This window comes from Homoserinimonas flava, assembly GCF_054969005.1.
Window position 1 is genome coordinate 397025 of sequence record NZ_JBUEQS010000002.1, and the last position, 24811, is coordinate 421835.

Below are 24811 nucleotides of genomic sequence, written 5' to 3' on the forward strand. Positions count from 1 at the left end.
GTTGATGGGGAGAGGGGCAGCGCGTCAGGCGGGGATCGCCGGCTGCGTCTCTTCGACGAGGTAGCGCGTGTACGCCGTGATCGTGAGGAAGGTCGGGTACTCCTCGCGGAGGGCGACCTCGCGGAACACGTCGATCGCGTCGTCGAAGCGATCACCCTCATGGCGCTCAAGCTCGAGGCGCTCGATGATGCCCTCCACGACCTCGGCCGAGATCACGGTGCCCTCCTCGGTCACGGTGTTCTGGTGAATCCACTGCCAGATCTGCGAGCGGCTGATCTCGGCGGTCGCCGCATCCTCCATAAGGTTGTCGATCGCGGCAGCCCCGACACCTCGCAGCCACGACTCGATATAGCGGATGCCGATCGAGACGTTGTCGCGGAGCCCAGCATCCGTCACGGTGCCGCCGATGGAGCGGATGTCGAGCAGCTGGTCCCGAGTGACGTGCACGTCGGGGCGCAGTCGGTCGACCTGGTTTGGCTTCTCGCCGAGCACGGCGTCGAATTCGGCGCGCGCGGTCGGGATGAGGTCGGGGTGGGCAACCCAGGTGCCATCGAAACCGTCAGACGCTTCGCGGCGTTTGTCGGCAGCGACCTGCTCAAGGGCTTGCGCAGTGACCTCGGGGTCGCGTCGGTTCGGGATGAAGGCGCTCATACCGCCGATCGCGAAGGCGCCGCGCTTGTGGCACGTGCTCACGAGCAGCTCGGTGTAGGCCCGCATGAACGGCACCGTCATGGTGATCTGCTTGCGGTCTGGCATCACAAACCACTGACCGCGGCTGCGGTAGTTCTTGATGATCGAGAAGATGTAGTCCCAGCGACCGGCGTTGAGGCCAGCGCAGTGCTCGCGGAGCTCGTAGAGGATCTCGTCCATCTCAAACGCGGCTGGGATGGTCTCGATGAGCACGGTCGCGCGGATCGTGCCGTGCTCGAGCCCGAGGTACTCCTCCGAGAACGAAAAGACGTCGTTCCAGAGGCGTGCCTCAAGGTGTGATTCGAGCTTCGGCAGGTAAAAGTACGGCCCGCGCCCCTGCTCGATCAGCTGCTTCGCGTTGTGGAAGAAGTAGAGCCCAAAGTCGACGAGGCTGGCGGACGTGGCCATGCTGATGCCGGTGCGGTCGATGTAGCGAAGGTGTTTTTCGACCAGGTGCCAGCCGCGCGGGCGGAACACGATTGTCGGGGTCGTCTCTGCCGTGACGGAGTAGGTCTTGCCTTCGGGACTCGTGAATTCGAGCTGGCCCCGCATGAAGTCGAAGAGGCTGAGCTGGCCGCCGATGACGTTGCCCCAGGTGGGGCTTGTGGCGTCTTCTTGGTCGGCGAGCCACACGTTGGCGCCCGAGTTGAGGGCGTTGATCGCCATCTTGCGGTCGGTGGGGCCAGTGATCTCGACGCGGCGATCCTCGAGGCCGGGGCCGGCGCCAGCAACCTTCCAGGAGGTGTCGCTGCGCACCCCCTCGGTTTCGGCGAGGAAGCGGAGGTCGCGGCCGTTGCCGAGATCGAATCGGCGCTGCATCCGGTCGGCGAGTCGGTCGTGGCGCTGCCCGCTGAAGCGTGCGTGGAGCTCTGCGACGAACTGGAGCGCCTCATCGGTGAGGATCTCGTCGAAGCGGTCGCCGCGTGGTCCGGTGATTTCGATGCGTGGGTTCATGGTGTCGCCTTTCTCGGTGGTGATCCCACTCTGCGGCAAGAAATGACGCTCTTCTCGCCAATTCGCGCCAGAAGTTTCTGAATTCTTCTGTTGCGCAGAAGAAGAAGGTCTGCGACCCTGAATGCATGACCGACACGCTCGCGCCACCAGACGACACCCTCGATGCGCTCACGATCGGCAAGCGCATCCGGCAGCTCCGCACCGAACGGGGCATGACCCTCGACGCCCTGGGCGCAGCGATCGGGCGTGCACCCTCGCAGGTGAGCGTGCTCGAAAACGGCAAACGTGAACCGCGGCTCAGCGACCTGCAAACTCTCGCGCGGGCGCTCGGCGTTGGCCTCGACGTGCTGCTCGCGACAGAGGCGCCCTCGCGCCGCGCCGCCCTCGAGATCGCCCTCGAACGTGCCCAGCGCGGGCCGCTCTACTCCTCACTCGGGCTGCCGCCACTCCCCGTGCGCAAAACCCTCAGCGATGACGCGATCGAAACCATCCTGGGCCTGCACGCCGAGCTCGAGCGGCTCCACCGCCAGCGGGCGGCGACCCCAGAAGAGGCCCGCCGCGCCAACACTGCGCTGCGGCAGCAGATGCGCACCCAAAACAACTACTTTCCCGAACTCGAGGCGACCGCCGCCGGGCTGCTCGCGGCTGTCGGGCACTCGGGTGGTCCGCTGTCGCAGCGCGTCGCATCCGACCTCGCCTCGCACCTCGGATTCTCGCTGCACTACGTGAAAGCACTGCCGGCATCAACGCGCTCGGTCACCGACCGCAAGCACGGCCGCATCTACCTCAAAATGAATGCGGGCGGCGACCCCCGCACATCGCTGCTGCAGGCGCTCGCCGGCCATGTGCTCGGCAGCACCGACCCCAAAGATTATGCGGATTTTCTGCGCCAACGGGTCGAGACGAACTACCTCGCGGCGGCGCTCATGGTGCCGGAGTCGGGGGCCGTCGAGTTTCTTACGAAGGCGAAGCAGGCCAAAGAGCTCTCGGTCGAAGACCTGCGCGACGCCTTCGCGGTGCACTACGAAACGGCAGCGCACCGCTTCACCAACCTTTCAACCCAGCACCTCGGCATCCCCGTCCACTTTCTCAAAGTGCACGAGTCGGGCACCATCTCCAAGGCGTACGAGAACGACAATGCGGCCTTTCCGACGGATGCGCTCGGTGCCGTCGAGGGCCAGGTCGTGTGTCGGCGCTGGAGTGCGCGACAAGTGTTCGACGTCGACGACCGCTTCAGCCCCTACCACCAGTACACCGACAAGCCCGCGGGCACCTACTGGTGCACCTCGAGCATCCAAACGACCGAGCAGGGCGCATTCTCGGTGAGCGTCGGTACGCCGTTCGCCAACGTGAAGTGGTTTCGCGGGCGCGACACCCGCCACCGCCAGGTGTCGTCGTGCCCAGACCCGGCCTGCTGCCGGCGCCCACCGAAAGAGCTTGCCGCGAAATGGGCCGACCATGCACTGCCAAGCGCGAGCCTCAACTCGTCACTGCTTGCGGCGGTGCCGAGTGGTTCGCTCACGGGTATCGAGCAGAGCGAGGTGTACGCGTTTCTCGAGGCGCACGCCCCGCAGGACTGAGCGCGGCGGGCGCTACTCAACCGGCGACTGCTACGCGTATACGGTCGGCAGCGCGGGCTCGCCCCGGCTCAGGCGCAAGGCCTCAGGGGGCAGCTCTGCGACGGCGGCGGCCCTGTGGTCGCGCGCCAGTTGTGTGCCCTCCGCGCCAATGAAGGCGGGGTCGACGACCCCATCGACCACGAGGGGTGTGTGCAGCGCGCGACCCTCGGGCGCGGCGTGCTCGACCCCGATGACCTCGGCGATTGCAACACCGTCTTCGAGCTGTCGCACGGGAAACTTGCGGCCGCCAATGCTGAGTTTGTCGGCCGATTTCTTTGCCACCGAGATCCAGTCGCCTGATGGCTCCTGTCTCGCGACGAGCTTGTAGACCATGCCCGAGGCGGGGGAGCCGGAACCGGTCACGACCGAGGTGCCGACACCGAAGGCGTCGACGGGTGTCGCGGCCATGCCCGCGATCGTGTACTCGTCGAGGTCACTCGTCACCGTGATGCGGGTCTTCGTCGCACCGAGCGCGTCGAGCTGCGCGCGCACGGCCGCGACCTGCTGCGGCAGATCACCACTGTCGATGCGCACGGCCCCGAGCTCGGTGCCGGCGACACGCACGGCGGTCTCGACGGCCGCGTGCACGTCATACGTATCGACGAGCAGGGTGGTCTGTGGCCCGAGCGCTTCGACCTGCGCCCGGAAGGCCTGCTCCTCGGTGTCGTGCAGCAGGGTGAAGGAGTGCGCCGCGGTGCCCATGGTCGGCACACCCCAGGTGCGGCCGGCCTCGAGATTGCTTGTCGCCGAGAAGCCCGCGATGTAGGCGGCGCGCGCGGCGGCGACGGCACTGCGCTCACCCGTGCGGCGTGACCCCATCTCGGCGAGTGGGCGGCCCCCTGCTGCGCCGACCATGCGAGCGGCGGCCGTCGCAACGGCCGAGTCGTAGTTCAGCACGCTGAGAATGAGGGTCTCGAGCACGACCGCTTCGGCGAAGCCGCCCTCGACGACGAGCAGGGGCGAGCCGGGAAAGTAGACCTCACCCTCGCGATAGCCGTGGATGCTGCCGCCAAAGCGGTAGTCGGCGAGCCAGTCGAGGGTGCCGTCTGAGACGATGCGGTGTTCGCGCAGCCAGCCGAGCTCGGCCTCCTCGAAGCGGAACCGTTCGATGAGCTCGAGCAGGCGGCCGGTGCCGGCGAGCACCCCGTAGCGCCGCGCCCCTGGGAGTCGTCGCGCGAACGCCTCGAAGACGCTCGGCCGGTCGTGGGTGCCGGCGCGGATCGCGGCATCCACCATCGTCAGTTCGTATTGGTCAGTCAGGAGGGCAGTCGAGGCGTCGCTCACCTCGCCAGCCTAGCCGCGCGGCCTCCGCGGCTCAGGTGCGCGCGGGGGTGCTCGACTAGAATTCCCCGGTGAGCATTCTCGGCGCATTCGACCCCGGCGCCTATGGCATCTTCCGGTTTACGGGCGTCGCCGTGGACGAGGCATCCGGCGCGGTCGACTTCTCGTATGCCCTCGTGCCGCTCGAGGGCGCGGATGCCGCCACCATCACGTTCACGGAGCGCATCGGTTTCGCGCTGCCCGACGTTGGCCCCACGCCCGACTGGGCCGCCGCCGCCCCGATCCTCCCGCTGCTCGGCGCCGTGCTCGGCTTCAGCTATTTCAAGGTGGCCGCCCCGTCGCGCTACGAGCTCGATGTCGACGGTGTGACTGAGCCGGCGCGGGCGTTCGTCGCGGAGTCGCTGCGCCATGGCCTCGCAGAGTTCGCCTACCGTGCCGGGCTGCCCGGCCTGCTCGACACCGAGGTGGTTCTGACGCGAGCGCTCGCCGACGTCGCCACAGCCACCGAGATGCCCGCAGAGCGTCTCGCTCGTCCGCTCGCGCCCGTTGGCGGCGGCAAGGACTCGGTCGTCACGGTGGAGTCGCTTCGCCGCGCCGGCTTCGACGTCACCCAGTTCTCGGTGAACCCCAACGCGATCATGCGCCGCGTCGCCGAGGCGGCCGAGCTGCCGTTCCTCGCGGCCCGCCGCACGCTCGACCCAGCGCTGTTCGATCTCAATGCTCGCGGGGCGCGCAACGGCCACGTGCCCGTCACCGCCATGAACTCGCTCATCGCCATCGCCCAGGCGCGCCTCCTCGGCCTCGGACCTGTCGTCATGTCGAACGAGAATTCCGCTGCCGAGGCGACGCTCGTGTGGGATGGCCAGCCGGTGAACCACCAGTGGTCGAAGGGGCTCGACGCAGAGCTGCTGCTCGCGAGCGCGATCGAGGCGCAGACGGGGGAGCGCGGGGCGTACTTCTCGCTGCTTCGCCCCTTCACAGAGCTCCGCATCGCCGCGAAGTTCGCGCAGACGGATCGCTACGACCGGGCGATCGTGAGCTGCAACCGGGCGTTCCGCATCTCGGGCGCCGAGCCCGGCTGGTGCGGGGTGTGCGCGAAATGCCAGTTCGTGTTCCTCGCCCTCTCGCCCTTCATGTCGCGCGAGCGGCTCGTCGGCATCGTCGGCACTGACATGTTTGAGAACGCCGAGCTCGTTGACGGCTTCGCTTCGCTCCTCGGGCTCGACGCCCACAAACCGTTCGAGTGTGTCGGCGAGGAGGCCGAGTCGACCGTCGCGATGAGTCTCGCGGCGCGCTCACCCGAGTGGCGCGACAGCGCCGTCGTGCAGGCACTCATCGCCCGCGCCCCGGAACTGCTGCGCGGCGACGCCGCGATGGAGACTTCACTCTTTGCCGACCGGTACGCGCCGACGATGCCCGACGCGTATGCCGCGGCCCGCGACATCCTCGACGGTGCCATCACGAGCGCCGGGCACGCAGCGCGATGACGGCGTCGCTTGCCGAGGCGTTCCGCGGAAGCCGCGTGCTCATCGTCGGCATCGGGCGGGAGGGGCACGCCGTCGCCCAGCTCGCGGCTGCGGCTGCGGCATCCGTCGTCGCCTATGCGGATGACGCGGCCGGAGTCGACGCCTGGGTGGCAGCGTGGGGCGAGCGAATCCCGGTGCTGGTGGGTCATCTCGATGACACCGCTGTCGACCTCGTAGTCGCGTCGCCGGGGGTGAGCCGCCATCATCCGCTGCTCGTGCGTCTGCGCTCCTCGGGCGTCGAGGTGACATCGGGCACGAGCCTGTGGCTTGCCGCGCACGCCGCCGACACGGTCGCGGTGACGGGCAGCAAGGGCAAGAGCACGACGAGCAGTCTCATCAACCACCTGCAGAATGCGCTGCTCGGCCCATCCGTGCTCGGCGGCAATATCGGGCTGCCGCTGCTCGCGATGCCGGAGTCGCCGCGCTACGTCGTCGAACTGTCGAGCTACCAGTGTGCGGGGCTCACGGTGTCGCCCGACACGGCGGTGCTCACCTCGCTCTTTCCCGAGCACCTCGACTGGCACGGCAGCGAGGCCGAATACTATTCCGACAAGCTCAACCTTGTGGCGAACGGCCCGCGCAGGGTCATCGCGAATGGACTCGACCCCCGGCTGGTCGCCGAGGTCACGCAGCGCTTTCCGGCACTCACGATCGAGTGGGTGGGCGACCCTTTGGGCGTGCATGGTGCCGACGGCTGGTTCCTCCTCGGTGATGCTCGGCTCGCCCCGCGTGAGGCGCTCGCCCTCCGCGGTGAGCACAACGCCCTCAACGCGTGCCTCGCACTCACGGTGCTCGCCGACACCGTCGATCTCGTTGCCGAATCGACCAGGGTCGAGGCAGCTCTGCGGTCGTTCGCACCGCTTGAGCACCGTCTTGAGGAGATTCCGGATGCCTCCGGCCTCACCTTTGTCGACGACTCCCTCTCGACGAGCCCCTACGCGGCGATCGAGGCGATGCGCGCCTTCGCGCCGGCGCCCCTCACGCTCCTCATCGGCGGCGCCGACCGCGGGGTCGACTACGCACCGCTCGTCGAGTTTCTCGCGGAGCATCCGATCGCCGCCGTCATCGGCCTGCCGGGGAGCGGGGAGCGTCTCACGGGCCTGCTGCCGACATCGCAGCCTTCCGTCATCGCGAGCGACATGGTCGACGCGGTGCGACAGGCCCGCGCGCTCACCCCCGAGGGCGGGGTCGTGTTGCTCTCACCTGCGGCACCGAGCTACGGGCAGTACCGCAACTACGCCGAGCGGGCGGCGGCGTTCCGTGAGGCGATCGCGGCGACGTAGGCGGGCTCCGCGTCGGCCTCTCGACCGCGCCGTTCAGGCCTTCGGCAACCAGAACGTGCCGAGCCATTCCAACAGCTGCTGGGCTTCGTTCTCCGCGTGGATGAGACGAGATTCGCCGCGGCGGCCGAAGAAGTCTTCGAACCCTTCCAGTGTTCGCACTGACTCGTCGGACACGGGACGGAACCCCATCGTCCATTCGGGAAACTGGCGTGCCACGATGCTCTGCTCACGCATCGTCTGAACGTTGCGATGCCGCGGGTCGGCGGCGATGGTTTCGAATCGCGCCCGCACCATCTCGTCCGGCCCTTCAAGAATCTGGACGAATCGGCCGCGATGGTAGAGCAGCGCTCCGGTCAGCCCGTCGCGCTCATTGTTGGCACGTGACCGTGTCAACAGGGCCGAGATGTCCGCCTCGGAGAAGTCGGTCAGAGCGGCGCTCACATACGCGATTGACAGCAACGGCAACCTTCGGTCAGTGGAGAGAGACCTTCACATCCTAGGAGGCCCGCTGCGATTGCGTCTCGAGACCGTGGGAGGATTGCGGGATGACTGACTTGCGTATCGACGGCCGCACCGATGACCAGCTTCGCCCCGTGACCTTCGAGCGCGGATGGAGCAAGCAGGCTGAGGGCAGCTGCCTCGTAAGCTTCGGCGACACCAGGGTGCTCTGCACGGCGTCGTTCACGAACGGCGTGCCCCGCTGGATGACCGGCAAGGGCAAGGGCTGGGTCACCGCCGAATACTCGATGCTGCCGCGTGCGACGAACGACCGCTCGCAGCGCGAGTCGGTCAAGGGCAAGATCGGCGGACGCACGCACGAGATCTCCCGCCTCATCGGCCGCAGCCTGCGCGCCGTCGTCGACATGAAGGCCCTCGGCGAGAACACCATCGTGATCGACTGCGACGTGTTGCAGGCCGACGGCGGCACCCGCACCGCCGCGATCACGGGCGCGTACGTGGCGCTCGCCGACGCCCTCGCCTGGGGCAAAGACAACAAGTTCATCGCCCAAAAGGCGACTCCCTTCACCGACAGTCTTGCGGCCGTTTCGGTCGGCATCGTCGGCGGCGTGCCCATGCTCGACCTCGCCTATACGGAAGATGTTCGCGCCGGCACCGACATGAATGTTGTCGCGACGGGTTCGGGCAAGTTCATCGAGGTGCAGGGCACGGCGGAGGGTGTTCCGTTTGACCGCGCCGAGCTCGACCAGCTGCTCGACCTCGCCCTCGCGGGCACGACCCAGCTCACCGCGCTGCAGCAGGCGGCGCTTCAGGCCTAGGGCTCCGCGTCCATCGGCGGCATGGTGTCGCTGAGAGGCTGGAACCGATCCGGATGCCGAAGCCCGGCCACGAGTCGTTCGCCGAGTTCGGTGCGCCGCCCGTCGCCGTGCAGCTTGCCCGGCCATCCGTTCGACTGGTGAAAGGCCCCTGCCGCATAGAGCACCTGCGTCGCGAGGTGCTGGCGGCGCCACTCGGGGGTGACGAAAATCTGGTGCACCAGCCCACTCGATGGATACCACCGCACAGCGGCGGCCTGCCGGTCGCTAGGCAGACCGAGGGTGGCGAACTGGTACTTCGAGATGATCGTGCCGGCTGGCACACGATCGTCGACGAACGCAACGAGATTGGTGGCTGCGGGAGTGGCGCGAGGTTCGTCGACGTGAACAAACCACGTCGGGGGCGCCTCGCCTACTGCGAATGTCGCGAGCTCGAAGCGAAGGAGCCCCTTTTCGGCCTCGGTGGTGCGCCAGAGCACGGTCGCTGTGAGGTCAGGTTCGTCGGTCACGGTTCCATCGGCATGGCGTTCGTCGAGTCGACAGGTGACAGACCACAGTCCCGTGTCGAGCCGCCGCTCCCGGGTGTAGACGCTCGGCGGGAGCGGGGCGGATATATTGCGCACGGTAATTCTGTTATCCTCTCGATTGCCTACCCGAAAGGTATACCCCATTGAAGAAGACTCTCGCGGCCATCGGCGCTACTGCGCTCGGGGTCGGAACAGCCGCTGTCGGCATCCCTGCGCCCGCCAGCGCAGCACCCGTGACCACAGACTGCACCAGCGCTTCGCAGCACACGATCACCAACGACACGGTCGGTGACAACTGGTACATGGACTGCATTCCGCAATATGGCGCGGGCAAGGTGGAGTTCACGCTCGAATCCGACATCGACTTCCCGGCCGAGTTCGACCTCGCGTCGGCGACGATGTCGAGCGCCGATTCTGAAGCGGTTGCTGCGTATGGGCTCGCCGCCGGGCTCCAAGACGTTGTCGAGACCGGTGCGCCGACTCCGCAGGAGCGCGAGTATGAGGGCGTCGTCACCGCCGACATCGCAGGGGTCGCCGCAGTCGGGGTGTCCGAACTCCCGGCCGGGTGCGACACCGCGAGCAACGCCTACGACGTCGCCTACCGGGTGTCCTATGAATCTCGCACGATCACGGCGAGCCAGGTGATTGACGGTGAAGAGTGGCGCTACGACATCGTCGTCGCGCCCCAGCCGGTCTACCTCGCTTTCTCCGTAGAAGATCCCGCGGGGTCGGGGATCGCCGCCGGCCAGGTCTGCATCTCTGACGGCACCAACACCTACTCCGAGCCGTACTCCGGGGGCGTCTCACCCGTGGTCGATGGGCATATCACTTCGTTCATCTTCAACCAGCTTTCACCCTTCGTCGACGGCCCCATAGACCAGGCGACGCTCGGCACCTTCGCGAGGTTTGTCGCCGCGGCCCCGGAGCCACCGGTGACGCCTGTCCCGGAGACGCCCGCACCAGAGACGGCGGTATCTTCCGATGCGCCTGCCGGAGAGCTTGCGTATGGCGGCCAGGAGTCGGGCACGATTGCACTCGCGGCGGGTGGCCTTGCCCTCGCAGGCGCGGTGCTTGCGCTGCTCGCCCATCGACGTCGACCGTCGCGGGCGCGCTAGCCTCGACGAATGACACGAACGCTCGTCCTCGCAACGCACAACCAGCACAAGGTCGGCGAACTGCGCCGCATTCTCGGCGACCAGCTCGAGGGCATCGAGCTCATCGGCTATGACGGCCCGGAGCCGGTCGAAGACGGCGACACGTTCGAGGCGAATGCGCTCATCAAGGCGAGGGCGGCGGCCGAACACACGGGGCTTCCGGCGATCGCGGATGATTCGGGGATCTGTGTCGCGGCGCTTGGCGGTGAGCCGGGCATCCGTTCGGCACGCTATGCCGGCACGCGCGACGACGCCGACAATTACCGTCTGCTGCTCGAGAACCTCGGTGACAGCGCGGACCGTGCGGCCGAGTTCATGTGTGCCGCGGCGTTCGCGGATGGCGAGACGGAGTTCGCGGTGCTCGGGGTGTGGCCTGGCACGATCCTTCCGGCCCCTGTCGGCGTTGGTGGGTTCGGGTATGACCCCATCTTCCGCCCGGAGGGTCTCGACGTCGCCTCGGCCGAGCTCAGCCCCGACGAGAAGAATGCGATCAGCCACCGCTCGCGTGCGTTCGGAGCGCTCATCCCGAAGGTGCGCGCCCACCTCCTCGGCTAGCGAGCCGGGCCTGCGCTCACACGCCCTCGCGCCCTTGCTCGCCCTCGCGCGCCCCGTGAGAGGTCGATTCTCGCGCTTCCTCGCCCCCGTTGGCGCGAATATTGACCTTTGGCGTGCATTGCGGCAGACCTGGGTCTAATATTTCGGTATGCCGAAATCTTCGAGGACGAAGCGTGTCGTTCGAGCGCGCTCACTTCTCGGCGCGGCCCTCGTCACGGCCATGGTCGCTGTGCTCGCCGGATGCTCGACCGCCGAGCCCGAGCAGCGTGACCGCCCGCTCGTGCTCACGACCTTCACCGTGATCGCCGACATGGTCCGTGTCATCGCGGGGGACGCCGTCGAGGTTGAGTCGATCACGAAGGTGGGCGCAGAGATTCACGGCTACGAGCCGACGCCGTCCGATCTCACGCGCGCGGCATCCGCCGATCTCATTCTCGACAATGGTCTCGGGCTGGAGCGCTGGTTCGAGGCGTTCGTGGAGCGAATCGACGTGCCGCACGTCGTGCTCACCGACGGCATCGAACCGATCGATATCGGCGGGGGTGACTACGAGGGGCGGCCGAACCCCCACGCGTGGATGTCGCCCATCGCTGGGCAGGAATATGTTGCGGCGATCACCGCCGGCCTAAGCGATCTCGTGCCGGAGAGCGCGGCCGATTTCGAGGCGGCCGCGGCCGACTACACCGCCGAGCTTGAGGCGATCGCGCTCGAACTCGAAACCGTTGTGGAGGGCCTGCCAGAGGAGCGTCGGGTGCTCGTCACCTGCGAGGGTGCCTTCAGCTATCTCGCGAGGGACCTCGGCCTCACGGAGGGCTACCTCTGGCCGGTCAACAGTGACAGCCAGGGCACCCCGCAGCAGGTGTCGCGCACGATCGAGCTGGTCCGTGACAACGATGTACCCGCCGTATTCTGCGAAACGACGGTCGACGATGGCGCCATGCGGCAGGTCGCCCGCGAATCCGGTGCCGAATATGGCGGTGCGCTCTACGTCGACTCCCTGAGCGAGGCTGACGGGCCCGTGCCGACCTATCTCGACCTGCTTCGCCACGATGTCGAGGTCATCGCCGCGGGGCTCAGCAATGGGCTTAGCGAGGATGGAGTCAGCGCCGATGACTGACACCGCGAGCGACCGGATGCCCGCCGCCCCCATGATCGATGTGACGGGTCTCACCGTGCACTACGGCGCCGTGCGGGCCCTCGACGCGGTGGATCTCACGCTCGAGCCTGGCCGCGTGATCGGCCTGCTCGGCATGAACGGCTCGGGCAAGTCGACCCTGTTCGGTTCGCTTATGGGATCGGTGAAGCCGCTCGCGGGCAGCATCCGTCTTTTCGGTGGCGACCCTGCTCGTGCCCGGCGCTCGAATTTGGTGTCGTATGTGCCCCAGTCGGAGGCGGTTGACTGGGATTTTCCGCTGTCGGTGGCCGACGTGGTGATGATGGGGCGGTTCGGTCGGCAGGGGTTCACCCGTCGCATCCGCGCTGTTGACCGCACCGCGGTGGCCGACGCGATCGAGCGGGTGGGGCTCACGGAGCTCGCCGACCGTCAGATCGGCGAGCTCAGCGGTGGGCAGCGCAAGCGCGTGTTTGTGGCGCGCGGTATCGCGCAGGAGGCGAGCCTGCTGCTGCTCGATGAGCCGTTTGCGGGCGTCGATAAGGGTTCGGAGCACACCATCGTGGCGCTGCTTCGATCGCTTGCGACGGAGGGTCGCGGCATCCTCATCTCGACGCATGATCTCGCGGGGGTGCCGGAGCTCTGCGATGAGGTGGTGCTGCTGCAAAACCGCGTGCTGTTCCATGGGCCGCCGGCCGAGGCGCTCACGCCAGAGCGGCTGGCGATGGCGTTCGGGTTGGGGGCGACATGATCGAGTGGCTTTTGGCGCCGCTGCAGTTCGACTTCATGACGCGCGCCCTGCTTGTGACCATCGTTGCCGGCGTAACGTGCGCCCTCCTGTCGACGTGGCTCGTGCAGATCGGCTGGTCGCTCATGGGCGATGCCGTCTCGCACGCCGTGCTGCCGGGTGTCGCCATCAGCTACCTGCTCGGTTGGCCGTTCGCGGTCGGCGCCTTCATTTTCGGGGTCGGCGCGGTCGCCCTCATCGGTGGCGTGCGCGCGACGACCAAAATAAAGTCGGATGCCGCGATCGGCGTCGTCTTCACCTCGCTGTTCGCCCTCGGCATCGTCATCATCTCGGCGACCCCGAGCCAGACCGATCTCGGCCACATCCTCTTCGGCAACGTGCTCGGGGTGAGCGACAGCGACATCGTGCAGGTCGTCGTGATCGCCGCCGTCACGTGTGCCATCCTGCTGGTGAAGCGCCGCGATTTCACGCTCTTCGCCTTCGACCGCAGCCACGCCAACGCGATCGGCATCAACACGCGCATGCTTTCGGCGCTCATGCTCGGGCTGCTTGCACTCACGGTGGTCGTGGCGTTGCAGGCGGTGGGTATCATCCTCGTCGTGGCCATGCTCATCACCCCCGGCGCGACCGCGTCGCTCCTCACGAAGCGCTTCAGCCGGATGCTCGTCCTCTCCGTGCTCGTCACGGTCGTCGCGAGCGTCGCCGGTGTGTATGCGAGTTTCTACCTCGACGTGTCGACGGGTGGCGCGGTCGTGCTCGCGCAGGCCGCCGCATTCGTGCTGGCCTACCTCTTCGGTTCGCGGGGCGGCGTTGTGACGGCGGCGCTGCGGCGGCGAAGGGCGGCAACCGCATGAGCCCCGGCGGCAGTGGTGCAAGCGGCAGCGCGAGCAACAGTGTGGTCGAGGACTATCTCAAGGCGATCTACTCTTTCGGCGAATGGAAGAACACGCCGGCGACGCCGTCGGCACTCGCTGCACGCCTCGGTCTGGCCGCCTCGACGGTGACCGAGATGGTGAAGAAGCTTGCCGCATCCGGCCTCGTCGATCATGTGCCATACGGCGCCATCACGCTCACGACCGAGGGGCGCACGCTTGCCCTCCGCATGGTCCGACGCCATCGACTCATCGAAACGTGGCTGGTGGAGTCGTTCGGCTACCGCTGGGACGAGGTGCACGACGAGGCCGAGGTGCTCGAGCACGCCGTCTCTGATCGCATGCTCGAGGCCATTTTTGAGCAGCTCGGCCGGCCAACGCGAGACCCGCACGGCGACCCGATCCCCACCGATCGGGGCGAGGTGGACATGCCCTCGGCGGTGCTGCTCGCGCAGGCCAACGACGGCCACACGGGGCGCATCGTGCGCATCCGCGATCGTGACCCGAAGCTGTTGCGCTACTTTGCCGCGGAGGGCTTTGTGCTCGATGCGCCGGTCACCGTGGTGGGCCGCAAACCCTTCGGTGGGGCGCTTGCCGTGCGTCTCGGTGGCGCCGAGCTCGACATTGGCGATGAGGCTGCCGAAGCGATCTGGGTGTCGATCGACTGACGCGTTATTGCTTGTCGGGGTCGTTGCTCGGGTCCTGGTCGAAGTAGGCCGCGTCGAGCACGACCTCCTCATCGGTGAGCGGCGGCTCGCCCGCCAGCCGGGCCTTCTTCGCTTTGCGGCTCGATTGCACGTAGTGGTAAACGGTGGGGATGAGGGTCGCCGCGACCGCGACGAGCAGGATGAGGTCGATGTAGTCGCGCACGAAGCGCTCAACCGGGGGAATGTAGCCGAGCACGAACCCCACGAACGTGAGCCCAGCCCCCCAGATCATGGCGCCGATTGCGTTATAGAGCGAGTACTTGCGGTAGTCCATGTGGCCGATGCCGGCCGCCACCGGCACGAAGGTGCGGAGAATTGGCACGAACCGGGCGAGGATGACGGAGATGCCGCCGAAGCGGACAAAGAACGCGTTGGTGCGTTCGACATTCTCTCGGCTGAAGACGCCGCTGTCTTTGCGCTCAAAGATGCTCGGCCCAAACTTGTGGCCGATGAGATAGCCCACCTCTCCGCCGAGGAAGGCGGCGAAAGCAATGGCGAGGCACACCCACCAGATATCGACGTCGATGACGCCTGCAAACGTGAGCACCCCCGTGATAATGAGGAGGGTGTCGCCCGGCAGCAAAAACCCGACGAGCAGCCCGGTCTCGGCGAACACGATGAAGCACACGCCGACCAGGGCGAAGGCGCCGAACCCGAGGATGAGCGTCTCGGGGTCGAGCCAGGGGATGAGGGCTGTGGGCATCAAGCGCGGGACTCCAACGGACGGGCGGGTGGCACGATTTCGCGCGTTCTCAGCGTAACCGGCAGAGCCTGTGTTGTGCGTCCGTCGACCGGATGATGCGGGTCATTTGACGTTCTGTATTGAGTACGGGAGAAGGGACTTGAACCCTCACGCCTTTCGGCACCAGAACCTAAATCTGGCGTGTATACCAATTTCACCACTCCCGCGCGGAGCCGCCAGTCTACGGGAGCATGCCCACCTCGCCGAGTCTGGGAATGTACCCAGGCACCGCGCCTACCGTTGATCGCATGTTGAAGATCATTCTCCTCCTGCTCGCCATTTGGGTCGTTCTCTCCATCATTGGGTTTGTCGTGGAGGGCCTCTTCTGGCTTGCCGTCATCGGTCTCATCCTCTTTGTCGTCACCGCGGTCTTTGGCGGCATTCGAGGGCGCGGCAGCGCGAAGTAGCACCGCGAAGTAGCGAGACCGGCACCGCGTGACCACGGGAGTCACGCGCTAGAGCTGTGGAAAACTCTCGAGTCGCGCGAGCGATGTGCGCCACCATAGCGGGCATGCCGCACCACCCCGTCGCACTCATCACCGAGCGCGTGCGAGAACGGGTGCGACGTGAGGGCGTTGACCTTTCCGCCGACCGGGCGCTTGCCGACCGGTACGTGTTGGACGAGGTGCAGCGCTACAGCGAGCGTGCGCTCGGTGGCAGTGTTCCAATGCTCGCCGATGAGCGTGAGACGGCGCGACACATCGTCGCCGACCTTGTCGGGCTCGGCCCGCTCCAGCAGTTCCTCGATGACCCGAACATCGAGGAGATCTGGATCAACGCGCCTGACAAGGTCTATGTCGCCCGTGGCGGAACATCCGAGCGCACATCGCTGACCCTCACCTCCGGCCAGGTGCGCGACCTCGTCGAGCGGATGCTGCAATCCACGGGGCGCCGCGTCGATCTGAGTTCACCCTTCGTCGATGCGTCGCTGCCCGACGGCTCACGACTGCATGTTGCGATTCCGGATGTCACGCGCCGCGAGTGGGCGGTGAACATCCGCAAGTTTTCACGGCGCATCGCGACGCTCGACGATCTCGTGGCGCGAGGATCGCTTCCGGTGGGCGCCGCCGCGTTCCTTCGTGTTGCCGTGCGATCCGGCCTCAACATCATCGTCTCGGGGGCCACCCATGCGGGCAAGACGACCATGCTGGGGGCGCTGCTGGCTGAGGCCGAACCCACCGACAGGGTCATCACGGTGGAGGAGACCTTCGAGTTGGATCTGCGAGGCCGTGATGTCGTCGCGATGCAGTGTCGACAGCCGAGCCTCGAGGGCACCGGCGAGGTCACGCTGCGCCGCTTGATCAAAGAAGCGCTTCGCATGCGCCCGAGCCGGCTCGTGGTCGGCGAGGTCCGCGAGGCGGAGGCACTCGACCTGCTCATCGCGCTCAACTCAGGTGTGCCAGGGGCCTGCAGCGTGCACGCGAATGGGGCCGGTGACGCGCTGACAAAACTGTCGGTGTTGCCGCTCCTCGCCGGGCGCAACATCGACTCCTCATTCGTGCTCCCCACCGTGGCGAGCGTCGTCGACCTCGTGGTGCACTGCGAGCAGCGTCGCGACGGACACCGCCGCGTCGCGACGATCGCCGCGCCGACAGGGGCAGTGGCAGCCGGCCAGGTCGAATCTGTGGAGCTGTTTGCCACGACGGCCGGTGTGCTGGCTCCGACGGGCGCCGTGCCACCGCGCATCGCGAAGTTCGACGCAACAGAGCTCGCGAGCCTCGTGGAGTCGATGTGAGCCCCGCGATTCCCGTGGTGCCAGCGCTCCTCGGGTGTCTGCTCGGCGCCGGTCTGCTCCTCGTTGCGGCACCGACGCTCTGGCCGCGGCCCGCGACGCCTCCGCAACGAGCGAGCTCTCCGTCGACCGTGCGCCTGCGAGAGCACCTCATTCTCGCGGGCGTCCCCACGGTGACGCCGGCAACCTTCGCCGCCGTCACGGTGCTCGTCGCGGTGCTCGCCGCCGCCATCACGCTCGCGTTCGTGCCGGTCCTGGCGCTTGCCGTCGCGGCCGGCCTCGCGGCGGGGGCTGCGCCGTACGTCGTCATCTCGTGGCGTTCGCGAGCGAAGCGCCGCCAGAACCGGGCGCTCTGGCCCGATGTGGTCGACCATCTCGTGTCCGCGGTGCGGTCCGGGCTGTCGCTTCCAGACGGGCTTGCGGCGCTCGCCGCGGTCGGCCCTGCATCGACACGAGCCGCCTTCGCCGACTTCGACCGCGACTACCAGTCGACGGCGAACTTCGCCTACTGTCTTGACCGGCTCAAGCAGCGCCTTGCCGACCCGGTCGCCGACCGCATCCTCGAAACCCTCCGGATGTCACGTGAGGTGGGTGGCACAGAGCTCACGACCGTGTTGCGCAGTCTGTCGTCGTATCTTCGCCAGGAGGCTGCCATTCGTTCGGAGGTCGAGGCGAGGCAGTCGTGGGTGGTGAACGCCGCGAGGCTCGGGGCTGCGGCACCGTGGATCGTGTTGTTGCTTCTCGCTGCGCGACCTGAGGGCGCTGCCGCCTACAACACGCCCAGTGGCGCAGCGCTCATCGTCGCCGGGCTCGTCGTCACAGTCGTCGCCTATCGCATCATGCTCTCGATCGGTCGCCTGCCCGAGGAGCAGCGATGGTTTCGGTGAGCGTCGCCTGGGCGATCGTGTGCGGCTGCGGACTGGGGCTCGGGCTGTGGGTGCTCGCGACGCAGATTCCGAGGTTCGGTGCGCCGCGGCTCGCCGGCCGAGTTGCACCATATGTCGCCGACATCTCGGCCGGAGCTCGCGCGCATCTGCACCGCGAAACATCCGACCCGCTTCCCGTCATTGGCGTGCTGTTTGGTCCGGTGTTCGGGTCGCTGCGTCGGGCGCTCGCCGGCGTGCTCGGTGGTGCCGCGGTGCAGCAGCTCCGCCTGCGGCAGTCCGCGTCGCGGCTCGACCTTGAGGGGTACCGCTCGCAACAGCTTCTCGCGGTGCTCGGCGGGGTGGCCCTCGGCGGCGCGATCGCGATCATCACCGCGTCGCAGCAGACGTCACCCATCGTCTTCGGAGTTGGCTCTGCGGTGATCGGTGGTGCGACGGGACTCGTGCTTCGCGACTGGATGCTGCAGCGCAGCGCCGCCCGCAGGATGGCACGCCTCTCGGCCGAGCTGCCGATGGTGCTCGAGTTCCTCACGCTGAGCCTCTCCGCGGGGGAGGGAGTCGTCGATGCGCTGCGCAGGGTTTCGCGCACGAGCAGCGGCGAGCTCTCGCGAGAACTCGGTGGCGTGCTCACCGAGGTGACGACGGGGTTGCCGCTCGCCGATTCGCTCCGCCGCTGCGCTGATGCCCTGCAGTTGCCAGCGTTCACCCGCTGCGTCGACCAGATGACGATCGCGCTTGAGCGCGGTTCGCCCCTCGCCGAGGTGCTCCGCGCTCAAGCCCAGGATGCCCGTGAGGATACGAAGCGCGGCCTGCTCGAGCTCGCTGGCAAGAAGGAGGTGGCGATGCTCGTGCCGCTGGTGTTCCTCATCCTGCCGATCACGATCATTTTCGCGATCTACCCCGGCATTTTTGTGCTGCAGGTTGGGTTCTGAGCGATCACAGTTCCGCCGCGGTTCGCCCATCGCTGAAGTGCTGCGTGTCCGTGCCGCGTCTATGTCTGACCAGTGCCGCGTACGCGCACCACGGTTCCCTTCGGGTGCCCGAGATTTGTCCGCTATGTTCGTCTCGTGACCACATGGGGATGGGACTCGAGTAAATCGCTCGGCAGCGGCGGATTCGGCAAGGTATACCTGGCCTATGGGCCGGGTGCGGATCAACTCGCGGCCAAGGTCGTGCCCAAAGCAGAAGGTGCGACGCGCGAGCAACTCATCGCGCAGGACGCACCTAGCTCGCCCCACGTCGTTCCAATCTTGCACGTGGAAGAGACGCCCGACTCGTTCGTGCTTTACATGCCGCGTGCGGACTATTCGCTTCGGCAGAAGATCAACGCCGGCGTCAGTGCAGGCGAGGCGATTGCCATACTCACGGATCTGGCCGAGGCCCTGAACGTCATTGCCCCCGTAGTCGTTCATCGCGACATTAAGCCCGAGAACGTCCTCTATCTCAATGGAGCTTGGGCGCTATGCGACTTCGGAATCGCGCGATACGCTGACGCGGCGACCGCTGGCGACACTCGGAAATTTTCCTTCACTGCCGAGTATGCCGCGCCCGAGCAGTGGCGGTACGAGCACGCGACTGCAGCGACAGATGTATATGCGTTCGGTGTCATCGCATACGAACTGCTCGCTGGTCAGCGTCCATTCACTGGCTCGAATGACGTTCTTCGCGACCAACACCTGAACGCCGTGCCGGACCTCCTGCCCGGCAGTCGCAAGCTGTCCTGGATTGTGGGCGAGTCTCTGAGCAAAGCGCCCGGGGCGCGTCCCGCGGCGGGGAATCTCATCGACCGGCTCCGACGGGCAGGGGCGGAAGCTGCGACACGTGGTGGCAGCGCCCTCGCTGCTGCCCAGTCGGCAGTCCTGCAAACTCGTGCCGCGGAGCAAGCCGCCGCGGAGGCCATCCGCACAGAACGCGAGCGAAGAGAAGCTCTTGCGATGAGCTGCCGCGGAGGCTACTCGGCATTGATTGAAGAGGTCATCGAGTTCATCTCCGATAGCGCTCCGGCGACGGCGGTATCTCGCTCACGCGACGGCGCCGCGACGCTCGCGCTGGGGCAAGCCCGGCTGATCATCTCCGGTCTATCTGACTTTTCAGGCAGCGATTCGTCGCCGTTCGATGTCATCGCGTACGGCCATATCCGGCTCGAGAATAGTGGTCGCACGCGTTCCCGCTCCCACTCGCTCTACTTCGCCGACTTCGAAGCCGAGCGCTCATACTCATGGTTCGAGTTGGGTTTCATGCAGGGCATGGGTGCTGACTTCGAAAACGAACCTCGTGCGGCTCCCCCGGCCGAAGGACTCGGGGCGCTCCGAGGTGGGTTTGGCGGCGGCCAACTCGGGTACGGAATTGTCCCTCTCGACATCGGGGATCTAGACCGGTTCGTAGATTTTTGGGCGGAGCGTTTCGGTCAGGCCGCGACCGGGCAGTTCCCGCGGCTTTCTCAGCTTCCGGACGGGAACACGAATCGACCCGTTCGTCAGCGCTAGACGAGGTACTGCTCGGTTTTCGAGTGTGCATGCACATTTCTCAGATTGCAATGACGAGAGCTTGCTTCGTTGAGGCACAGGCGGTCGCCACTATTCCGGGGAGATTGCACCCTGCGCACTCGTCTTAATGATCCTGCCAATCACGATCCTCATCGGGAACGAGGAAGATTTCGAACGCAACCTCTTCGTCGCCCGCGTCGAGATGAGCGCCGCGTTCGGAGTAGCCAACCCTGCGCTCGCGATGGTCAAGCTTGACGGCACGATGGACCTCCCCGCCGACAACTAGCGCGCCAGCGCAGCGCGACACGTCGTTCCTCGAGTCAGATGACGTGTTGCGCCTGCAGGCGCAGTTACCTGGTCGGCACGAGGTATTTCGGCACTACGCAAGTCGTCGCGCCGCTTGCGAGGGCAACACGTCCGGCGTCGACCGATGACACATCGCGCCACTGACACTTAGTCATAGGTCGGCCCCGACCTAGTTGCTTATCGGGGTGAGCACTAGTCTTTGGGTGTGACACAGCCTGAAAGTTCCGTTCGGCGGATCAAGCTGACCGGGGCACGCTTTACAGGCGGAAGGCTCCCGATCGACTCTCTCATCGAGCTTGAGCGGTATCAGGAGCTGCTGCGAATCGTGGCGCGATCGTCCTGGCGGCAGGATCATCCTGGTGAAACGCTCCCGGTCGACTTTGACGACGAGGTCAGCCTCACGATCGAGTCGATAGAAGACGGCAGCGCCGATGTGTTGCTGGCTTTCGAACAGCACGCGATGTTCCAGGAGTATCAGCGACGGGCCGACGACACGATTAACGAGTCCATCGCGGCCGCGTACGAGGCGCGCGAACTCCCAAAAATGCCGGCAGCGCTTGCGGCCGAAGTGCGCGAACGCATCGTGCTTCTCGGAACAACCCTCGAGGAGGGGCAGTCGATCCAGGTCTACACGGCCGGACGCTCGAGCCCTCCCACTGAGATAACGGCGTCGACTCGACGAGAGGTCGTCGAGACATTCACGCTGGAGGACTTCCTAGCGGAGCCCCCATCATCTGTCGCGGGCGAGCTGTCGGCGCACCCTGAGACGGTCGTGGGCCGCATCACCGAGGTTGATGCCGAGAAGGCTACATATCGTTTTGAGAGCCTTCAGCACGGTCGGCTGATCGGTCACTACGACACTGACGGTGCCTTGATCGACGACATCCGTAAACTGCTCGACTCGCCGGACCAAGGCCCCATCCTCCGCGTCGAAGGGCTGCTGCAGCACAAGAGAGACGGCAGCCCCTGGCGATTTACTGAGACCTATGCCGTCGAGGAATTCGTGCCGGGAACCGGGCCCTGGGCGGCACGGCTGATCGAGTTCGCTCAGCTCTCAACTGGCTGGGGCGACTCGAGCGACGCCGCACCGGTCGCAGTCGTCGCGCTCGAGGCGGCCAACTCCATCATGCAGGCGCTCGCGGACGCGGGACGGGACCTTCCGAGCTTCTTCCCGACGGAAGAGGGCGGCATCATCCTCGAGTGGGCAACCCTCACGATGGTGCGCAGCATCGAGGTGACGGGCAATGCCGAGTTCGAACTCTTCGCCCGGCCGGCGACTGGCGGAGCATCTCTCCAGGCTACGACCAACCTGCAGGAGGCGGTCAACTTCGCAGTCGGTGAGGAAGCGTGACCGCCGTGGATCTGGAACTCGCCGAAGGCGAGAGCCTAATGGTGGGGGAGGACTTGATCTATCGACAGATCACAGTGCACCTCATGCACGGGAGCAACATCGCAACCCACGCATTCACAGGGGCGACCGCCGATGCAGGCAAGCCCTCCTACGCCCGCTCCGACGTCGTCACTGCGCAGGACAGCCGCGATTGGCACACCGCGAACGCCAAGAGTCCGTCGCTCGGCGTCTGGGCGCTGACACCAGCGGAGGTGATCGTCGCCCGGTCCCGCGTGATCGACGACTCCACAACTCGTCTGGGGGAGGGAGAGAAGCGGTCGCCGGGTCACTGCTACGTCGACGCCCGCGACCTCGATCGCCTGGCACTCAAAGAGCTGCGCGCCGAACTATGGGCAGCAGCGATGAAGCGCAAAGAGATACCCACTCGCGAGCCCCGAAAAGACGGTGAGCTCGACATCGACATTTCCGCGGCCTGACTACCGCAACGAGCTAGTCGCGCTCGGGAGCGACGGTCTCCAGGTTGTTTTGGTTTCGGATAACAGCGATCTGCACACGGATCGCCTCCTTCTTCCAATCCGGCATTTCGGGGTCATCCAGCAGCGAAAGCAGAGCTGATTCGCTCTCGATGTGACTTGCCCAAAGTTCGGGAAGTCTGCGTTCTCCAACCAGTCCGATCAGGGTCAGGGCTTCGGCTCCCATCCGGGACACCTCTTCTCGATCGGTCGAGCCGCCCTTGTTGTAGTTCTCGAGCAGGCGTGAGAGGAGCTCGCGCTCCACCATCAGCCGCGTGAACACTCGGTCCTGCTCGGCGATGATCCGAGAATTACGTCGATCGACCGCACCCAGGACGATCGCGACCACGCCCGTCGCGATTGCTACGACGACAGCTACGGCTTGAATCCAGAGGGCGACAGTGTCTTCCACAGTCCCATCCTGCCCGACCCACTGATGATGGTCGAGTCTGGTCCCCGAAGAAGGACCTCAGGTCGCGATCAGCGCGCTCTCTGAGGTGCCCGTCGCCTTCGCCAATGTCAGAGTAGGCGCATATAGAGAACGACCCGATCTGCCCACGTTGTTACGGTTTCGAGACGGCCTGGGAGGTAGCCGGCGGGGTGGTATGGCCCTGCCCCGAGTGCCTATCAACCTAACCTCCCGCGCTCGCGATTTACCCCGGGATTTTCGTGTTGCAGGTCGGGTTCTGAGCACATGCATACCTAGAACTCCCATGTACCTTGCAGTTCTAGGTATAAGCTGTTGCACCAGGAGGCATCATGAATATCGACAAGGACCTCGTCGCCGCCATGGCGACGCCCCTCGTGCTCGCGATTCTCGTCGAGGGCACGAGCTACGGTTACGCCATTCTCAAGCGCGTGCGCGAACTCTCGGGCGGTGAGGTGGAGTGGACCGACGGCATGCTCTACCCGCTGCTGCACCGCCTTGAGCGCACCGGCTACATCACCGCGACGTGGGGCACCTCACCAGAGGGCCGGCGCCGACGCAACTACGACATCACCGACTCCGGCCGCGCACAGCTCGCCGAGCAGCGCCGCCAGTGGGCCACCGCGAACCGCACGCTCGGCGGGCTCTGGGGTCCGAACTTTCACGCGGCGGGGGCCTGACATGAGCGACAACATGACCGGCCTTGAGCCGAACATCGCAGAATGGCGCACCGCGATCCTCCGCGGGCGCACGGTCAACGACACCGACGCCGACGAACTCGAAAGCCACCTCCGCGACCAGATCGCCGACCTCACATCGGCCGGGCTCACGAGCAATGAGGCGTTCCTCATCGCGGTGCGACGCCTCGGCGAGGTCGACGCGATCACAGCCGAATTCGCGCGCGAGCACGGCGACCGGCTCTGGAAGCACCTCGCGATTGCGACCCCCGAAGTCGAAGACCGCCGCCGCCCGATCGTGACCATGCTCGCGTTCACCGCCCTCGCGGCCGTGCTCATCCAGGTGGCGCGGCTCGTCGCCGAGCTCCCGGGCCCCGACGCCTGGTTCCTCCGCAACCTCGGCCTCTTCGTGCTGCCCGTGCTCGCGGCATACTTCGTCGTCGTGCGTCGCATGCCGTGGCGTCGCACCGCGCTGCTCGGCGGGGTGGTCGCCGCGGTCACGCTCGCCGTGAACCTGTTCCCGTTTCCGGATGCCTCGAGCACCGACATCCTCGTCGCCATCCACCTGCCCGTGGCCCTGTGGTTCGCGGTCGGTGTCGCCTACGTCGATGGTGACATCCGCTCGTCGGCGAAGCGGATGGACTTTGTGCGCTTCACGGGGGAGTGGGCAATCTATTACGCGCTCATCGCGCTCGGCGGCGGCGTGCTCATGGTGCTCACGGCGGCCGTGCTCAGCCCCATCGCCCCGGATGCCATCGAAGAGGTCATCGACTGGGTCGTCCCCTCGGGCGCGGCCGGCGCGGTGGTTGTTGCGGCGTGGCTCGTCGAGGCGAAGAAGAGCGTCATCGAGAATCTCGCCCCAGTGCTCACCGCGATCTTCACGCCGCTCTTCGGCATCATGCTTGTCGTCGCGGCGGTCGCCTACACGGTCGCGGGCGTCGGGCGCGACTTCGATCGCGAGCTCCTCACGGTCTTCGATGTGCTGCTGCTCGTCGTGCTCGGCCTCGTCGTCTACGGCATCTCCGCCCGAGACTCCCGCAACCGCGCTGGAGTGATGGACGTCATCCGGCTCGTCACGGTTGTCGCCGCGATCGTGCTCGACCTGCTCATCCTCTTCGCCATGTTCACGCGCGTCGGCGAGCTCGGCTTCACTCCGAACCGGGTGGCGGCCCTCGGGCTCAACCTGCTGCTGCTCGTAAACCTTGGCGGCACCGTGTGGTTCACGGCGCGGCAGCTCGCCGGCCGGTCATCCGCCCTGCACCTCGAACGCTGGCAGACCGAATACCTCTTCGTCTTCGCCAGCTGGGTGACCGTCGTGGTGCTGCTCGTGCCGCCGATCTTCGGCTTCGCGTGACCCGGCGGCAGCGAGCATCCGCCCTGCCGTCGCCATGAT

Annotated in this window: 26 protein-coding genes and 1 tRNA gene; 20 read left to right on the top strand and 7 right to left on the bottom strand. The window is 66.5% G+C overall.

Annotated features, from left to right (window positions below; translation table 11 throughout):
• Positions 1–24 precede the first annotated feature (24 nt).
• Entirely contained in the window at positions 25–1644 is a 1620-nt protein-coding gene (aceB, locus tag ACY48M_RS07330; RefSeq protein WP_462819615.1) for a malate synthase A, read from the bottom strand.
• A 125-nt stretch (positions 1645–1769) separates the two neighbouring features.
• Here aceB and ACY48M_RS07335 point away from each other — a divergent pair, with 125 nt between their 5' ends.
• Entirely contained in the window at positions 1770–3224 is a 1455-nt protein-coding gene (locus tag ACY48M_RS07335; protein ID WP_462819616.1) for a helix-turn-helix domain-containing protein, read from the top strand.
• Positions 3225–3254: 30 nt separating this feature from the next.
• On the opposite strand, the gene ACY48M_RS07340 is transcribed toward ACY48M_RS07335, so the two are convergent.
• Positions 3255–4547: a nicotinate phosphoribosyltransferase gene (locus tag ACY48M_RS07340; RefSeq protein WP_462819617.1), complete on the bottom strand. Its 1293-nt coding sequence runs from the start codon at positions 4545–4547 to the stop codon at positions 3255–3257.
• A 68-nt stretch (positions 4548–4615) separates the two neighbouring features.
• Between ACY48M_RS07340 and ACY48M_RS07345 the strand changes: the two genes are divergently transcribed.
• Positions 4616–6031 carry a MurL-like N-terminal domain-containing gene (locus ACY48M_RS07345; protein ID WP_462819618.1) on the top strand — a complete coding sequence of 472 codons (1416 nt, stop codon included), beginning with the start codon at positions 4616–4618 and terminating at the stop codon, positions 6029–6031.
• On the top strand, positions 6028–7353 hold the full coding sequence (gene murD / locus ACY48M_RS07350; protein WP_462819619.1) for a UDP-N-acetylmuramoyl-L-alanine--D-glutamate ligase: 1326 nt from the start codon (positions 6028–6030) through the stop codon (positions 7351–7353). Before ACY48M_RS07345 ends, murD begins: the two co-directional genes overlap by 4 nt.
• Positions 7354–7386: 33 nt before the next feature.
• On the opposite strand, the gene ACY48M_RS07355 is transcribed toward murD, so the two are convergent.
• On the bottom strand, positions 7387–7818 hold the full coding sequence (locus ACY48M_RS07355; RefSeq protein ID WP_462819620.1) for a BLUF domain-containing protein: 432 nt from the start codon (positions 7816–7818) through the stop codon (positions 7387–7389).
• 80 nt (positions 7819–7898) lie between these two features.
• Here ACY48M_RS07355 and rph point away from each other — a divergent pair, with 80 nt between their 5' ends.
• Positions 7899–8630 carry a ribonuclease PH gene (gene rph / locus ACY48M_RS07360; protein ID WP_462819621.1) on the top strand — a complete coding sequence of 244 codons (732 nt, stop codon included), beginning with the start codon at positions 7899–7901 and terminating at the stop codon, positions 8628–8630.
• Here the strand turns inward: rph and ACY48M_RS07365 are convergent.
• Positions 8627–9250, bottom strand: a complete 624-nt coding sequence (locus ACY48M_RS07365) for a hypothetical protein (RefSeq protein ID WP_462819622.1) — start codon at positions 9248–9250, stop codon at positions 8627–8629. The genes rph and ACY48M_RS07365 overlap by 4 nt on opposite strands.
• A 47-nt stretch (positions 9251–9297) precedes the next feature.
• Here ACY48M_RS07365 and ACY48M_RS07370 point away from each other — a divergent pair, with 47 nt between their 5' ends.
• The 6 genes from ACY48M_RS07370 (at position 9298) to ACY48M_RS07395 (ending at position 14262) form a co-directional block, all read left to right on the top strand.
• Positions 9298–10269 carry a hypothetical protein gene (locus tag ACY48M_RS07370; protein ID WP_462819623.1) on the top strand — a complete coding sequence of 324 codons (972 nt, stop codon included), beginning with the start codon at positions 9298–9300 and terminating at the stop codon, positions 10267–10269.
• A 9-nt stretch (positions 10270–10278) separates the two neighbouring features.
• Entirely contained in the window at positions 10279–10863 is a 585-nt protein-coding gene (gene rdgB, locus ACY48M_RS07375; RefSeq protein WP_462819624.1) for an RdgB/HAM1 family non-canonical purine NTP pyrophosphatase, read from the top strand.
• A 148-nt stretch (positions 10864–11011) separates the two neighbouring features.
• Positions 11012–11980, top strand: a complete 969-nt coding sequence (locus tag ACY48M_RS07380; RefSeq protein ID WP_462819625.1) for a metal ABC transporter substrate-binding protein — start codon at positions 11012–11014, stop codon at positions 11978–11980.
• Positions 11973–12725 (top strand): metal ABC transporter ATP-binding protein, encoded by a 753-nt coding sequence (locus ACY48M_RS07385; RefSeq protein WP_462819626.1) that lies wholly within the window; start codon positions 11973–11975, stop codon positions 12723–12725. Before ACY48M_RS07380 ends, ACY48M_RS07385 begins: the two co-directional genes overlap by 8 nt.
• A complete protein-coding gene (locus ACY48M_RS07390; protein WP_462819627.1) occupies positions 12722–13576 on the top strand; it encodes a metal ABC transporter permease in 855 nt (284 codons plus the stop codon). Before ACY48M_RS07385 ends, ACY48M_RS07390 begins: the two co-directional genes overlap by 4 nt.
• Complete coding sequence (locus ACY48M_RS07395; protein ID WP_462819628.1) at positions 13573–14262, top strand: metal-dependent transcriptional regulator; 690 nt, start codon at positions 13573–13575, stop codon at positions 14260–14262. The genes ACY48M_RS07390 and ACY48M_RS07395 overlap by 4 nt, the downstream gene beginning before the upstream one ends.
• A gap of 4 nt (positions 14263–14266) precedes the next feature.
• Here the strand turns inward: ACY48M_RS07395 and ACY48M_RS07400 are convergent, their stop codons facing one another.
• Together ACY48M_RS07400 and ACY48M_RS07405 are read right to left on the bottom strand one after the other, a co-directional pair.
• Complete coding sequence (locus tag ACY48M_RS07400) at positions 14267–15004, bottom strand: DedA family protein (RefSeq protein WP_462819629.1); 738 nt, start codon at positions 15002–15004, stop codon at positions 14267–14269.
• 124 nt (positions 15005–15128) lie between these two features.
• Positions 15129–15210, bottom strand: a tRNA-Leu gene (locus tag ACY48M_RS07405).
• Positions 15211–15291: 81 nt separating this feature from the next.
• Between ACY48M_RS07405 and ACY48M_RS07410 the strand changes: the two genes are divergently transcribed.
• From ACY48M_RS07410 to ACY48M_RS07445, 8 genes are all read left to right on the top strand, one after another.
• On the top strand, positions 15292–15450 hold the full coding sequence (locus tag ACY48M_RS07410; RefSeq protein WP_462819630.1) for a hypothetical protein: 159 nt from the start codon (positions 15292–15294) through the stop codon (positions 15448–15450).
• Positions 15451–15554: 104 nt separating this feature from the next.
• Positions 15555–16778 carry a CpaF family protein gene (locus tag ACY48M_RS07415; protein WP_462819631.1) on the top strand — a complete coding sequence of 408 codons (1224 nt, stop codon included), beginning with the start codon at positions 15555–15557 and terminating at the stop codon, positions 16776–16778.
• Positions 16775–17662 carry a type II secretion system F family protein gene (locus ACY48M_RS07420; protein WP_462819632.1) on the top strand — a complete coding sequence of 296 codons (888 nt, stop codon included), beginning with the start codon at positions 16775–16777 and terminating at the stop codon, positions 17660–17662. Before ACY48M_RS07415 ends, ACY48M_RS07420 begins: the two co-directional genes overlap by 4 nt.
• Entirely contained in the window at positions 17650–18591 is a 942-nt protein-coding gene (locus ACY48M_RS07425; RefSeq protein ID WP_462819633.1) for a type II secretion system F family protein, read from the top strand. The genes ACY48M_RS07420 and ACY48M_RS07425 overlap by 13 nt, the downstream gene beginning before the upstream one ends.
• A gap of 72 nt (positions 18592–18663) precedes the next feature.
• Entirely contained in the window at positions 18664–20145 is a 1482-nt protein-coding gene (locus ACY48M_RS07430; RefSeq protein ID WP_462819634.1) for a serine/threonine-protein kinase, read from the top strand.
• Positions 20146–20272: 127 nt separating this feature from the next.
• Positions 20273–20431 (top strand): hypothetical protein, encoded by a 159-nt coding sequence (locus ACY48M_RS07435; protein WP_462819635.1) that lies wholly within the window; start codon positions 20273–20275, stop codon positions 20429–20431.
• Positions 20432–20656: 225 nt separating this feature from the next.
• The gene (locus ACY48M_RS07440; protein WP_462819636.1) at positions 20657–21802 is read left to right on the top strand and encodes a hypothetical protein; all 1146 of its coding nucleotides are present in this window, start codon (positions 20657–20659) and stop codon (positions 21800–21802) included.
• A complete protein-coding gene (locus ACY48M_RS07445) occupies positions 21799–22278 on the top strand; it encodes a hypothetical protein (RefSeq protein WP_462819637.1) in 480 nt (159 codons plus the stop codon). Before ACY48M_RS07440 ends, ACY48M_RS07445 begins: the two co-directional genes overlap by 4 nt.
• Positions 22279–22291: 13 nt before the next feature.
• Here ACY48M_RS07445 and ACY48M_RS07450 read toward each other — a convergent pair whose 3' ends face one another.
• Positions 22292–22726 carry a hypothetical protein gene (locus tag ACY48M_RS07450; RefSeq protein ID WP_462819638.1) on the bottom strand — a complete coding sequence of 145 codons (435 nt, stop codon included), beginning with the start codon at positions 22724–22726 and terminating at the stop codon, positions 22292–22294.
• A gap of 347 nt (positions 22727–23073) precedes the next feature.
• On the opposite strand from ACY48M_RS07450, the gene ACY48M_RS07455 reads away from it, so the two are divergent.
• Positions 23074–23421, top strand: a complete 348-nt coding sequence (locus tag ACY48M_RS07455) for a PadR family transcriptional regulator (protein WP_462819639.1) — start codon at positions 23074–23076, stop codon at positions 23419–23421.
• Position 23422: 1 nt separating this feature from the next.
• Entirely contained in the window at positions 23423–24772 is a 1350-nt protein-coding gene (locus tag ACY48M_RS07460) for a permease prefix domain 1-containing protein (protein WP_462819640.1), read from the top strand.
• The last annotated feature ends 39 nt before the right edge of the window (positions 24773–24811 follow it).